Source organism: Serinicoccus sp. CUA-874 (genome assembly GCF_001942225.1).
GTDB classification, from domain to species: Bacteria; Actinomycetota; Actinomycetes; order Actinomycetales; family Dermatophilaceae; genus Ornithinicoccus; species Ornithinicoccus marinus.
This window is the reverse complement of the sequence record NZ_MKJZ01000022.1, coordinates 25,575-38,212: the sequence shown is the minus strand read 5'-3', so window position 1 is coordinate 38,212 and position 12,638 is coordinate 25,575. Positions and strand designations below refer to the sequence as shown.

The following is a 12,638-nucleotide window of genomic DNA, read 5'->3' as shown; positions in this document are numbered from 1 at the left end:
CGGGTTGTAGGTGAGGGTGTAGCCGTCTTCGCCGGTGATCACCCTGTCCAGTGCGCCGGTCGGGGGCTCGTCGTAGACGTAGCCGTTCTCCAGCGCTGCCTGGGTGGTCTCCTCCCCGTAGTCCCAGCCCTTCAGGTGCTCGACGCCCGCGGCGGTGCCGTCCCGGTCGATCAGGTCCAGCACTTCGTCGGCGTCCTCGCCTTGCAGGAACACCACGTTGATCCACCGGCGCTCAGGCCGGGACGCTTCGGCTATAGCCGTCCGTTCGGCGGGTTCGGTGAGTTCGGTGAGGGCGTCGGCGTTGGTGCGGGCGGCCTCGGCCACCCAGCTCGGGAACAGACCTGCGTGCTCGGGCTCGGTGTCGGGGTGGTCGAGGGCGTACTGACGGGCTTCACCGGCGGCGCCGAGGAAGGTCGCGAGGTCGTGGATCGCGTGGTCGGGGCCGACGGGCTGGCCGGCGCCGGTGAACAGGTCCCGTCCCTCCAGCTCCTGCCCGGTGGTGGTGTCCGTGATGCGGTAGGCGTAGCGCTGGTGCTCACCCACCGGGGCATCGGGCCAGACCGTCAGTCTCAGCGTCCCCGCCGTCGCGGTGGACGTGGCGGGGTCGTGGTCGAGCCCGGCTTGCGCGGGTGCGGGGTGCCAGGCGATGCGACCCGAGTGGGAGAACGCGGCGTTGAGGTGGTCGTGGGCCTGGTCGAGCAGGGTGCCGGCCTGGTGCAGCTCGTCCGCGGCGGCGAGGGCTGAGCGATCACCGGCGAGGTGGTCGCCGTCGTCGTGGTGCGCGCGTTCGCGGTGGGCGAGGTGGGTGGCGGCGAGCTGGTCGAGCACCTGCCGCAGCGACCGCATGGCCGCGGTGAGGTCGCCGAACACGGTGTAGGTGTCGGCCGGGCCATCGAATACGCGGGATGCGTGGGCGAGACCGCGTATCGCCTCGGATGCTTCGGCGGCATCGGCGAGTGGGTCGTGGAACGTGGGCATGACGGCCTCCCTGGACGCGGGCGAGTACCCCCGCGATTCGGGGGCCACCGGTCAGGTGCACCATCGCTCCCACGCGCGGCGGCCGGGTCAGATTCGGCGGCAGAGCGGGAGCGCGGCGGCGGTGAACGCGGCGGCTTGCTGCCCGACGAGGAGGCGGGTCTCGCAGGAGGCCTGGATCGCGGCCTGCTCGATCGCCGCCACGCCCGCGTCGAGTTCTTCCACGGTGGGGGCGGAGACGGCGATCAGGCCGGTGTAGCGCAGCACGCCGTGGCCGGCGGTGAGGTCGGCTTCCTGCTGTAGCACGTCGTGGTACTCCGCGGTCTGGGCGGCGTCCTCGATCTGTCCGATCTTCGCCCGTTGCGCCTGGTCGGAGATGTGCTCGACCTTCTTCTTGCGGATGTCGCGGGCGGCCTGATCGGAGCGCATCGGCGTGCACAGCAACGAGAACGACCGCTGAATCCCCGTCGAGAGGAGCACCGGGGACAGGAACCCCGGATACACCAGCGAGCGGGGCCATTCGGAGACCCACAGCACCGCGTGGTGGGCCGAGTCGGTGCGCAGCCGCGCCCAGGACTCGTTGACGGCGACCGGGCCGGCGGTGGCGAGGGACTGGCCAAGCTGCCCGTGGCGTTCGAGGGTGGCGGCGATCGCCGGGTCATACGCGCTGCGGAGGATCACCGCGATCTGTCCCGGCGAGAGCCACCCGGACGGTAACAGGTCGGCCGAGCGCAGGGCGGCGACCAGGGTGTTCATCTCCTGTCGCAGCACCGCGGCGGCACCGCGCAGGCCGCCGCCGGCGGTCCTGATCTGCCGCGCGCTCGCGTTCATGTCCAGCGCCAGCGACAGCGTGGTCGCGTGCCGTTCCCCGGCCGGGCCGGCGCGGTCGATCAGCTCCGCATATGTCTGTGCGGCCCAGGAGTCATCCGCCGTGCCGTGGGCTTCCCACCACTCCGCGAGTCCGGTGCCGGAGTCCGGCAGCGTCCGCTCCAGCACCTGCAAGGTGGCGATGCGTCCCGACCGGCACACGGTGGCGAGCACGCGGCCCCAGGACGTGACCCGTCGTTCCTGCTCGCCCGGGTCGAGGAGCACGAAGGCGGGGTGGGTGACCTCGCAGACCACGGTCAGCGTGCCGGCGGTGGGGTCGTGGATCATCCCAGCCTCGGTTTCGGGGTCGGTGTACTCCCGCAGCCGCGCCTGGTCGCCGGGCAGTGCCAGCGTCCCGACCGGGCGGGGCTTGACGACTCGGCGCCGGTAGAGGAGCTGTCCGCCGGTGGTGCGCCAGAGCCACCAGACCGCGACCGGCAGCCATTCCACCGCCGGACGCCCCGCTACGGGTATCCACGTCAGGCAGGCGGCGATCACCCAGACGGGGGCGGTGTAGGCGAGCAGGAGGCCGCCCCCGGCGTAGAGGGCACCGACAATCGAGAGGATGCCGATGGCGAGGGTGATGAGCTGCGAGAGCGAGAGTCCAAGGAGGATGCCGCGGCGGGTGAGGCGGGAGAACTTCACCGGCACCAGCTCGCCCGACGACGCGGCGGGCTCGTTCTGCTTCGCGGACATGGCGGCTACTCCTTGCCGGTCGGCTTCGGCGCCGGGGGCGGTGGCTGCTTCGGCGGACGCGAACCCGGCGCCGAGGGGCCTGCCGATGGCGTCTTGGGAGCCGGAGTCGAGGGCGGGGGTGCCTGCGCGGCCGGTGGCGGGGTGGTGTCGGTCTGGCCCGCGGAGTCGGCGGCGCTGTCACCCTGATTGCCGAGAGCCTTGCCGGCCTTGGGACCGGCGGTGGCGGCGTCTTTGGCGACTTTCGCGGCCACCACCGCGGCGGCGGCTGGGCCAGCCGCCGCACCCGCCCTAGCCCCAGCGCCCGCTCCGGCCCCGCCACCGGCACCGGCTCCTGCGGAGCTGCCGGCGGCGGTCTTGCCGCCTGCGCCAGCCGTGCCGCTGGAGGCGGGTGCGGGGTTCTTCGGCTCCGGCGGCTTCTTCCCGCCACCTCCAGGACCGCCGCCGTCGTTGTCACCGTCGAGGACCTTCTTCGGCTCCGCGCCGCCCTGCGGCTTCGAGGGGGTGGGGACGGGTCGGTTGAGGGCGTTCTTCGCGTCCTGTTCGGAGCCGATGGCGTGGTACATGTCGAACCCGACGAACGCGATGAACTTATACGTCAGGTAGGGCGCGAACGCGGCCATCGCCATCAGCACGATCCCCGCGATCGGGTCGGCCACCGAGGCCAGGTCCCCATCGATCGGCGCGCTGACCTGGGTGATGGCGACGAGGAACATCACGACCAGGACGAGCTTGGAGCAGATCAGGGCGATGACGAACATCGTCCACTTGCTGATCCACCCCCGGCTGGCGTCCCACGAGGCCCCGGAGAAGGCGAGGGGGGCGAACACGATCGCCACCAGCAGCAGCGCCTTGCGCACCAGTAGTGAGAGCCAGACGATCGCGGCAGCGGCGATGGCGAGGCCGGCGAGGAAGATGGTGATGATCGCGCCGACTCCTGGTGCGGCGATGTTGATTCCGACCAGGCCGGCGGCGAGCAGGGCGATCTTGTCGCCCATGCTCTCGGTGGTCTCCCCGGCGGCCTGGATGATCCCGACGCAGAGCTGGTCCACGATCTCCAGCAGCAGGGCGGTCAGGGTGATGACCACGAACGACCCGAGCACGCTCTTGGCGAGCCCAAGGGCCGCTCTCGACAGTGCGGTGGGGTCGCGTCTGATGAGTCCGGTGATGAGTTGGAGGCAGAAGAAGATCAGCATCACGAAGATCGCGATGCCGAACAGGATGTTGTAGACCGCCACGTACTCATCGCTGGTGACATCCACGAGGGTGGTGGTGTCGAACACCGACCAGACGGCCTCGAAGAGCCAGCCGGCGGCGGCGCCCATCGCGCCGGCGAGCCAGTCGAACGGGGCGGAGACCAGGCTGGCTGCGGCTTCGCCGGCGGTGTCGCAGACGGTCGAGACCAGGGGGATATCGCATACACCCACCGCAGATCACTCCTCAGAAGTTGAGACGTTTGGTGGGTGGGTCAGACCTGCTGGCCGACGTTCCAGAAGAAGTTGATGAGCGTCACCGAGGCGCCGCAGATGACGGCGGCGCCGCAGCTCACGAGGACGCCGATCTTGCTCTGCCCGCGAGGTGGGGGTTGGAGCTGTTGGCGCCGAAGCCCCACACGATCGCGCTGATGATGAGGGCGAGGACGGAGAGGATGAGGCCGACCGTCATGACGGCGCCGACGATGGTGCGCAACTGCGCGATGCCGGGCAGGCCGTCACTGTTGGGGTCGATGTTGATGTCCATCGGCACCACGACGGGTGCGGCGAGAAGGGCGGTGGCGAGGTCGAACACGATGGGCTCCTGACGGATGCGGACCCGCCGCGAAGGCGGGGAACACGGACGGGGTTCACGCATCAGGTGCGCGCACACGTCCACGCACCGCGCCCGCCCGCCGAGAGGCCCGCGACAGACGGATGTCGCACCCGGGGCAGGGTGAGACGGCATCGGTGGCGATGGTTGCGCAGGGCGGGTGTCAGAGTTGGTCGCCGAGGGCGATAAGCCAGTTCATCCATGCCACTCCGCCGCCGGCCAGCACGGCGGCGCCGAGGGCGACGAGGACGCCGGTGCGGCCCTTGCCGGCCATGACGTGGTTGCCGTTCGCGGCGGCGATGGCCCACACGATCGCGGAGACGATCAGCATCAGCACCGCGACGATCAGCACGAACGTCAGCAGCGCGCCGATCACGGCCCGCAGGTCGCCGATGCCGCCGAGCCCGTCGAAGTCGGGGAACACGTTCATGCCGCATCACCACTGGCGTGCCCTTCGCGGGTGCAGCGGGTAGACGCGATGCTGGTGGTGTCCGATGATCGAACTGCCGGAATAGCCCTCATGCCGGTAGGTGCGACTCGCTGGCCCAACTGCGCCGGGACCGCCCGCCTGGTCCTGCGGAACGCCGCGACCAGGGCACTCGCTCGGATCGCCCGCGCCGTCTCAGCGGGCCGCGGTGACCCGGGCGGTGGCCGACCCGTCGCTTACCTCTGACGCAAGATTCGTGCATCAGAGGTAAGCGAACAATCACGGATTCTGAGACACGGTGACGTGCAGGTGGTCGTAGTGGCCGCCGGTGACGTCGCCGGGGTCATGCATCCCGCCGCCGTCGTAGGGGCGCCAGCCTTCGGCGTCGCGGGATATGGACCAGATGCGGCCGTCCCAGATCAGGTACTCCACGCCCAGAGCTTCGGCGTGGTCCTTCATCCAGTTGGTGACCTCCCACCCGAGCTCGCGCTGTGCCGGGGTGGGCTGGGAGCCGATGGCGTTGCCGAAGGTGCCGTCGCAGGCCCGGCCGAGGGGGTGTTCGGAGACGGTGCCGGGCCGGGGTGAGTAGCAGACCCAGCTCGTGTCGGGGAACGCGGCGATGGTCTGGGTGTACAGGTGCAGCAGGCGGGCGGTGATCTGCCCGCCGCTGGTGGGGTCGTCGACCGTCTGGTTCGGGTCGCCCTCGAACGGCTCCGGCGCCCCACCAGGCGCACCGCCGGTGTCGGGGTCGCACTCCTGGCCCGGTGTGCCGGTCTCGGGTTCGGGCAGGTCGGCTACGTCATGGCTGTTGAGCCAGGCGGCGGGGTCGGTGTGCTCGCCATCGGTGCCGCCGAGGCTGACCTCGAAATGCAGGTGCGGGCCGGTCGAGTTGCCGGAGGAGCCGATGTCGCCGATGTGCTGCCCGGCGGTCACGGTGTCGCCGGCTTGGACGTGGATGCCGTGCTCCCACATGTGCGCATACGCCGTCGCGACCGTCTGCCCGCCGATGGTGTGCTCGATGACGATGAGCCCGCCGTACCCGCCGGAGAACTCCGCCACCGTCACCGTCCCGTCCGCTGCCGCCAAGAGCGCGGTGCCGTCCGGGGCGGCGAAGTCGGTCCCGGTGTGGAAGGAGTCCTCTCCGGTGATGGGATGCACCCGTGGCCCGTATTCGGAGGTGAGGACCCAGGTGCCTTCCGGGACCGGGAACACCACTCGCGAGGACTCTGGCCCGGCCACCTGTACGACCTCGCCGCCCGCGCCCGCGCTCGTCGTGGTGGTGAGTGTGGTGAGGATGGTCTCGGCGACCGGCTCGTAGTTGCGGTACCGGTCGGGGTAGGCGGACACTTCGACGGCTTGGGCGGCCTCGCCCTTGTCCATCTGCTCCCAGCCGGGGATGTCCAGCAGCCCTCTGGGGCTCGGATGGTTGGGTCCGGTGGGTCCGCCGAAGAACGCCTGCGCCTGGTAGATGGGGTCCATCAGCTCGGCGACCGTGCCCCACCCGGATTGTGGGCGCATCTGGAACAGGCCGAGGGAGTCGTGGTCGGAGCCGTCGCCGTCGTTGGGGTAGTCCGCGGACTCGGGGTAGGCGCTGGTGTTGGAGAGCATCCGCAGGGTGGACTCGGTAAGCGCCGCCATCAACGCGATCACCAGCCCGTCGCGGGTCACCCCGTCGATTTGGCTGCCGGTCTCGATGATCGTCGCCGCGTGGGTGAGCTGTTGCCGGTTGAGCGTGAACGTCTCACCGTTCGCGGTCGTCACGGTCAGTGAGTCGGGGACGTCTCCGACTGTGACCCCGCTGTTGACTGTGCAGGCGACGGTCGCGGTGGCGGCGGGGTTCATCAGGACCCCGACCGATAACAACGCCAGGACGGGTCCGAAGAACACCAGGACCAGCGTGGCGACGACGACCTTCTTCAACACGAACCACTCACCCCCAGGCGGCTATCGGAGGGGGTTGTCGAGCTGGGACAGGCGCAGCAGATGGCAGGTGTCATACGTGGGTGCGCAGACGATGAAGAGCGTGAACGCCACCGGATGCTCCGAGGTCACCTGCTCGTCGTTCCAGACGCCGGTGCGGTGGCGGGTGCCCTCGACCGTGTATGCGATGGTGCCTTCGGCGAGCTGTCCGGGTTGGGCCTGCTCCACCGCCGTGTCCCACGCCTCCGGCACGAAGGCGTCCTCGATGGTCAGGTGCTGCGCGGTCGCGTACTGACGCAGCTCCAGCCAGGCCTCCCTGGTCGGGAGATAGGCCGCGACATCAGAGGCGAGCCCAGCCTGCTCCGCACCCGAAGGATCACCCACAGCGAGGACCACCGAGCTGTAATCCAAGGGCATCAACTCGCTGCCGGTGTCCCACGCGAACAAGGTCTCGGCGACGTTGCGGGCGAACGTCTCTGGGTCGTCCGACGCCTCGACCTCCGGCAAGGCGGGAACGGACGGAGTTCCGGTCGCGTCGGCTCGCCAGGAGCAATGACCACCGGAGCCGATGGTGTGCCGCCGCCACGGTCGGGGCTGCGATCGCTGGTGGGCGGCCCGGCCAGGAGGCCGTAGACGCCGACCCCGGCCAGCACCACGATCACCACCAGCGCAGAGACCAGGGCGATGAGCCGGCGCCGGGCACGAGCATCAGACGCAGCGAAGGGAGTCTTCATACCCGACAGGTGCGCTGGTCCTTCCCTCGCACTCAGAACGGGTCGGTCAGAGGGCGCGCAGGTGCCCCCGGCCCGAGGGCGCGTCGTCGGCCGGTTCGCGGTCGCGGGCGGCGCGCAGCTCGTCGGCGAACCGGCTCGTGCCTTCGGCGGTGTCGAGGAAGGCTTCGATCTGCTCGTCGGTCAGCTCGGTGGCGAGCTGGTCTGGGTCGTAGTGGGTCCACCACTGGGTCAGCTCGCCCCAGGTGTGGATGAACGCCCGCACCGGATACCGCACCGGCTCCCCATCCACATCGGTCAGCGGCACCGGACGCGGCGCCGACGTCTTGTCTTTCTGCTTCTTGGCGGCGGTGGCGCGGGCGACGGCCTCGTCGGCCATCTGGTGCAGGTCGGCCTCCCGAACGTCCTGCGCGATGGTCGCGGCATCGCGGACGGCTTGGAAGATCGGGTGCACTGGTGCGCCGGCCTCGATCTGCTCCAACGCCGCGGCAGCTTGCGCGCGCAGGGGTTCGGGTTGGGCGGGGTCGGCGGCGATGCGTTCTAGGTAGCCGATCCGCTCGAAGGTCTTGTAGGAGGCGCCGCCGCCGATCATGGAGGCGGCCTGCTCGCGGGTCTTGCCAAGTTGCCCGGTTGACGGTGGTGGACATTGTCCACCACCGTCGCTTCCGGGCTGGTGGTCGCTGGTAAAGCGGGTCGCGGCCTGCCGCCGGGCGGCGTCTTCGGCCATCTCCTGTTTCAGTTCCCGGTACAGGGCGGCGGCTTCGAGCTGGGTCAGCGGCTTGTGCAGCATGTTGTCGTCTTGCTCGCCCAGCAACTGCCCGAGACGATCCGACAGGCCCGAGCGAACCCAGACGCTGACGGTGCGCCAGCGGAGTTTCTTGATCGCCGCCAACCGCCGCGCCCCGCATACCAGCACTCGGTCGATGGTGACCGTCAGCGGTTGCAGCAGGCCCTCGCGTTCGATGGAGGCGGCCAGGGCGTCGATGTCGCCCAGGTCGGCGCGGTGCCGTGTCCCGACGATGATGGAGTCCACCACCCGGTCGAGCTGGACTCCGCCGGCCTGCACCTCACTCACAGCACATCACCCCCGCCACGATCACGGTCACGGTGGGTGGGGGCGGCGAGGGACAGGGAGAGCACCAGGTCGTCGTCGCGTAGCAGCACCGGTAGCGTCTCGCCGATCAGCAGCCGCAGCAGCACCCCCTTCCCGGCGTTCGTGGCGGCGTAGGCGGGGTGTGGGCTGCCGAGCAGCGCTCGCAGCAGCACGGTCCAGGATCGGCCGGGCAGGTCCAGTAGGACGCGGGCGTGCCGGCCCCGCCGCAGCCCCTCATACGCGGACTGCCGGGTGCCGGCCCGCATCAGCGCCCCGCACACGTGCTCGACCGAGGCCCGCGCGGTCTCCGGCGCCCAGCCCAGCAGGCACAGCAAGGCGATGGCGTCCTCGGCCGCCGATCCCGCGGACATGCACGCCCGATCCGACCCGCCGCCGGAACTGCCGTTGTCGTCCGCATCGGTGCGGGCGTCGGTCTCGGTGTCCGCCGAGGTGGGGTCGGTGACGTGGAAGGCGGGGTGGTAGTCGGTGAGCGGGTTGTCCCGGTCGGCGAACCGCTCCGGGTCGTGGAACGCGGACACGTGCGGGCGGCGGGCTTGGTGGACCGAGCAGAGCAGTCCTTGGGCGCGTTCCTCGAAGATGCAGGTGATCCGCACCCCGTGGGTGACCATCGCCCACGGATCGTCCGCGCGCCGGGTGGAGGCGTACTGCATCGCGTCGAACGCCGCAGATGCGGCCTCCCACGGATCGAGGCCGTGCTTGCGCGCCAGCGGGGTGTACTTCTCCGCGGCGTAGGCCATCAGCTCCCGCGCGGACGGATCGGACGCCCACGCGCCCTCGCCCGCCTCATGCAGCCGGTTCAGCAGCGCACGCAGGCCCTCACTGGTCGTGAAGCCCTCGCCGGCCTCGTCGTGGTCTGTTGTGGTGGTCATGGCCGGTCACCTGTTCATTCCGACACCAGCGCGTACCGGCCCCGACGACGCGTTGCCGCTGCGGCCGAAGGCGGACAACGGGGGCAACCGTCGCGCCCGGTCTGTGAGGTCCTGCAGCCGGTTCGCGATCGGGGCGCGGGCGCGGCGGGCCAGCTCGGCCTCGAAGTCGATACCCCGCCCCGACAGCGTCGCCCCGTGCCGGGCGATCAGGTCGGTGGGTCGCACCCACTCCACACCCCGCGCCCGCCTTCCAGCGGGCGTGTGCTCCTGGTCGTCGCGGCGAATGTGCGCGGCTCCCACCGCGTCCGGCGTGCCGGTCGATTCGGCCAGCTCCCGTTCGCGCTCGGGCTCAGGGATCGGCCGTCGCCGCTCGTGTTGTTCGTGTGGGTTCCCGTTCATCGGGTCGCCTCCTCACCATCGTTGCTGTCAGAAAGGTGCGCACCGGCGAACCAGCGCCCGACCGTGGAGGGGTGCACGCCGAGTTCGCGGGCGATGCGCTTGTTCGACCAGCCCCGCCGCCGCAGCTCGGCCGCCTGGCTCCTTCGCTCCGTTGCGGCGGTTGGCGTGTCACTTGTGGGCGCCTGCATTCCGGGCGCGGGTCATCTGGGCGGGGTGGCACGGTCAGCTCCACACGGCGTGGCTGCGTCGGCGCGTCGAGGACCGCGGGTTCGGGCGCCGCGAGACTGGCGGGGTCATCAGGCTGGCGGTGTCGGGTGTGGGGCGGGTGAGGATGACGGTCAGGTGGGTGATTGCCAGCACCACCGGCGGCACCGCCGCCACACTCGCAGCGAGTACGCCAGGTACGTCGGCGTCGGCGGCGACCACGGCGTGGATCGCGTTGGCGGTCACCGACACCGCGGCGCCGCCGATCAGCAGCGCCCAGGGATACCAGGCCGACTTCTGGCCGGCGAGGGCGACGACGGCGACGGTGGCGACGACGATGATGCCGTCCACGATCAGCGGCCACGCCCACGCCTGCTCTGTACCGATGCCGCTTCGGGCCGCGAGGTCTGCCAGCGCGGTGAAGGACAGCCAGAACGCGCCGGCGGCGATGAACACCGTCCCCGACACCGCCGTCATCACCGCCCATCGGCGACCCGCCGTCCTGCTCGCGACCGTGCTGCTCGCGGCCGGGGTGGTCATCACAGCCCCCGCACCCTCGATGTCCCCGTTGCGGCGCTTGCGTCGCGACGGAACCAGCCGTCCGCGACCTGCGGCGACGCACCGCGTACCGGCGGCGACGATGGGCCGTGTCGGGCAGGTTCGCCGCGGACGGTGCGGTAGGCGGACCGGACCGTGGCGGTGATCTCTCGTGGCCCGAAGTCCGACTTCGCTGCCGTGAGCACGGCGTCGAGGGCATCGTTGAGCGGGACCCCGCCTTCGGCGAGACGGCAGGACGCCCAGAACAGCTTCAGGTTGCGGTCGGTGTCCTGCCGGTCCAGCCACGCCGCCAGCCGCTGCGCATCGTCCCGGCCCGCCGGCTGCCAGGTCTCGGGCCGTGGACGAGGTGCGGGGCGGGGGTCGAGGAAGTCCCGCAGCGCGTTTGAGTCCAGCAGGCCGGCGGGGCGGGTGTTGATCGTCTCGACCTGGTAGCCGACCGTGGTGCCCTGGATCGAGCGGGTCGAGGGCGGGACGATGATGTAGCCGCCGTCGCCGCGGAAGTCGATCCCGGCCCGCCCGGCCTGCCACGACCGCTGCTCCGTCCCGGGTGTCGCCGGGTAGTAGGCATGCAGTCCACCGGTGGGGGTGCGGACCAGCAGCTCCCACCCGTCCACCAGGCCGGCGCGCATGGCGCGGTCGAAACTGGTCCGGCCGTCGACCGGGCCGTGCACATCCAGATCCACCACGACGACCTCGGAGGCGGCGCCGGTCGGGACACCGATGTTCGCGCCCGGCGACTGCCGCCACCACGCCTGCACCTGATCGAGGTCCGTGGTGGCGTCGTGGAACCCGTGTCCGGTGGCCGGCCGCTTCCCATACGCCACACAGGGGAAGACCGGCACCCCCGCCGACGCGAACTCCCGCGCGGCCGCCGACAACGGCCACGCTCCGCTCATCCGCAGCAGCACTGAGGAGACCGCGCCGTGCTCGGCCATCACAGTCCCCGCCCCTCGAGCGCCGGCACCGGGACGGGGCGTGCACCTGGTTCGGGCAGCGACGCCACCTGCCGCGACGGCACCGGCTCCGGTGCCGGTGGTACGTGCGCGGGTGTCTCGCGGTGGGCCGCCGCCCGGTCCAAACCGGGCGGGGTACCGTCACCGACTTGCGCGGTGTCGAGCTGGTCCAGGATCGCCAGGGCGGTCTTGCGGACCCGTTCCCCGGTGGCCTTGACCACCTCCACCGGCTCCGTGCCATCGACCCGTGTCGCCCAGGTCGACACGTACGGGATCGTGTACCCGGAGGTGTCCATTCCGTGGGCGGCACCGACCATCAACGCCACGGACTCGGCTTCGACCTCGCCGATGCCGCGATGCTGACGGACATCCTCGGCGTCGGGGCCGTGGAGGAGGACGTGGCCGAGTTCGTGGGCGAGGGTCTTGACCTGCGCGGCGGGATCCATGTTCTCCCGCACCGCCACGGTGTTCGCGGTGTAGTCGGTCATCCCGTTCGCGCCGTGGATCATGCCCTCGTGCGGTACCCGCAGCACCGCGAACCCGGCCGCCTCGACCTGCGCCGCCAGACCGCCCCACAACCCGGCGGGCACTTCGCCTTCCAGCACCCGCGGTGCCGGGGGTTCGGGGATCGGGTCACCGGCGGTCTGGCTCGCGTCCCACACATATGTAGGTCGGACGCCGACCATCTTGGAACGCACCACCTCACCGGCACGCGGCTTCTCACCCTTACCGAGCCGGCGCCAAGACTCCGCATCCTGCGGTGTAGCCGAGGCGAACCTGCCCGTCACCGGCGCGAGAATCTGGTAGCCCGGCTGGCCCTTCTCCACCTGCCGTCCGAGGGCCTGCCACTGCTTGTAGCCGGCCACGTACGAGGGGAACGGCTCCGGCACCCGGCCCTGCTCGTATGCTTCCGCGTGGGCGACCCAGATCAGCAGGGTGTTGTTGAAGCTCCTCGATCGGAACCGGGCCGCGAACGTCAACGCGCGCGCCCAATCCGGCCCGGACACCAGTTCTTCGACCGCGCCGGTCAGGCTCTCGTGCAGCTCGTCGAGCTTGGCCTCTCTTGCGGCTTGCGCTTGCTCTCGTGTCTTCGCCATCGGCGTGTCCTCCCGATACCCTGAG

At 70.8% G+C, this 12,638-nt stretch carries 9 protein-coding genes and 4 pseudogenes; all 13 read right to left on the bottom strand.

Going from position 1 to position 12,638, the window contains the following annotated elements; all coding sequences use genetic code 11:
- Positions 1-621: 621 nt before the first annotated feature.
- Positions 622-978: pseudogene (locus BJF80_RS21540) on the bottom strand (hypothetical protein); the annotation flags it as partial.
- An 87-nt stretch (positions 979-1,065) separates the two neighbouring features.
- On the bottom strand, positions 1,066-2,538 hold the full coding sequence (locus BJF80_RS06915; protein ID WP_075812468.1) for an SCO6880 family protein: 1,473 nt from the start codon (positions 2,536-2,538) through the stop codon (positions 1,066-1,068).
- 5 nt (positions 2,539-2,543) lie between these two features.
- The gene (locus tag BJF80_RS06910) at positions 2,544-3,962 is read right to left on the bottom strand and encodes a conjugal transfer protein TrbL (RefSeq protein ID WP_075812466.1); all 1,419 of its coding nucleotides are present in this window, start codon (positions 3,960-3,962) and stop codon (positions 2,544-2,546) included.
- A 41-nt stretch (positions 3,963-4,003) separates the two neighbouring features.
- Positions 4,004-4,275 (bottom strand): annotated as a pseudogene (locus tag BJF80_RS06905) (DUF6112 family protein).
- A 229-nt stretch (positions 4,276-4,504) separates the two neighbouring features.
- Positions 4,505-4,771, bottom strand: coding sequence for a DUF6112 family protein (locus tag BJF80_RS06900; protein WP_075812464.1), 267 nt, complete (start codon positions 4,769-4,771; stop codon positions 4,505-4,507).
- A gap of 276 nt (positions 4,772-5,047) precedes the next feature.
- A complete protein-coding gene (locus BJF80_RS06895) occupies positions 5,048-6,691 on the bottom strand; it encodes a M23 family metallopeptidase (protein ID WP_075812462.1) in 1,644 nt (547 codons plus the stop codon).
- A 21-nt stretch (positions 6,692-6,712) separates the two neighbouring features.
- Positions 6,713-7,422 (bottom strand): annotated as a pseudogene (locus BJF80_RS06890) (hypothetical protein).
- Positions 7,423-7,468: 46 nt separating this feature from the next.
- Positions 7,469-8,494: a ParB N-terminal domain-containing protein gene (locus BJF80_RS06885; protein WP_083673506.1), complete on the bottom strand. Its 1,026-nt coding sequence runs from the start codon at positions 8,492-8,494 to the stop codon at positions 7,469-7,471.
- On the bottom strand, positions 8,491-9,402 hold the full coding sequence (locus BJF80_RS06880; protein ID WP_075812460.1) for a hypothetical protein: 912 nt from the start codon (positions 9,400-9,402) through the stop codon (positions 8,491-8,493). Before BJF80_RS06880 ends, BJF80_RS06885 begins: the two co-directional genes overlap by 4 nt.
- Before the next feature lie 6 nt (positions 9,403-9,408).
- Complete coding sequence (locus BJF80_RS06875; protein WP_075812458.1) at positions 9,409-9,801, bottom strand: hypothetical protein; 393 nt, start codon at positions 9,799-9,801, stop codon at positions 9,409-9,411.
- Positions 9,802-9,833: 32 nt separating this feature from the next.
- Positions 9,834-10,545, bottom strand: a pseudogene (locus BJF80_RS06870) (DUF2637 domain-containing protein); the annotation flags it as partial.
- On the bottom strand, positions 10,545-11,498 hold the full coding sequence (locus BJF80_RS06865) for a bifunctional DNA primase/polymerase (protein ID WP_187344347.1): 954 nt from the start codon (positions 11,496-11,498) through the stop codon (positions 10,545-10,547). The gene BJF80_RS06865 and the pseudogene BJF80_RS06870, both read right to left, overlap by 1 nt.
- Positions 11,498-12,613, bottom strand: coding sequence for an ArdC-like ssDNA-binding domain-containing protein (locus BJF80_RS06860; RefSeq protein WP_075812454.1), 1,116 nt, complete (start codon positions 12,611-12,613; stop codon positions 11,498-11,500). Before BJF80_RS06860 ends, BJF80_RS06865 begins: the two co-directional genes overlap by 1 nt.
- Positions 12,614-12,638: the final 25 nt, after the last annotated feature.

Excerpts from the sequence above, each read along its gene's own strand:
- BJF80_RS06880 (WP_075812460.1), bottom strand. The coding sequence starts at position 9,402 with ATGACCACCACAACAGACCACGACGAGGCCGGCGAGGGCTTCACGACC.
- BJF80_RS06865 (WP_187344347.1), bottom strand. The coding sequence starts at position 11,498 with ATGGCCGAGCACGGCGCGGTCTCCTCAGTGCTGCTGCGGATGAGCGGA.
- BJF80_RS06875 (WP_075812458.1), bottom strand. The coding sequence starts at position 9,801 with ATGAACGGGAACCCACACGAACAACACGAGCGGCGACGGCCGATCCCT.
- BJF80_RS06860 (WP_075812454.1), bottom strand. The coding sequence starts at position 12,613 with ATGGCGAAGACACGAGAGCAAGCGCAAGCCGCAAGAGAGGCCAAGCTC.
- BJF80_RS06900 (WP_075812464.1), bottom strand. The coding sequence starts at position 4,771 with ATGAACGTGTTCCCCGACTTCGACGGGCTCGGCGGCATCGGCGACCTG.
- BJF80_RS06915 (WP_075812468.1), bottom strand. The coding sequence starts at position 2,538 with ATGTCCGCGAAGCAGAACGAGCCCGCCGCGTCGTCGGGCGAGCTGGTG.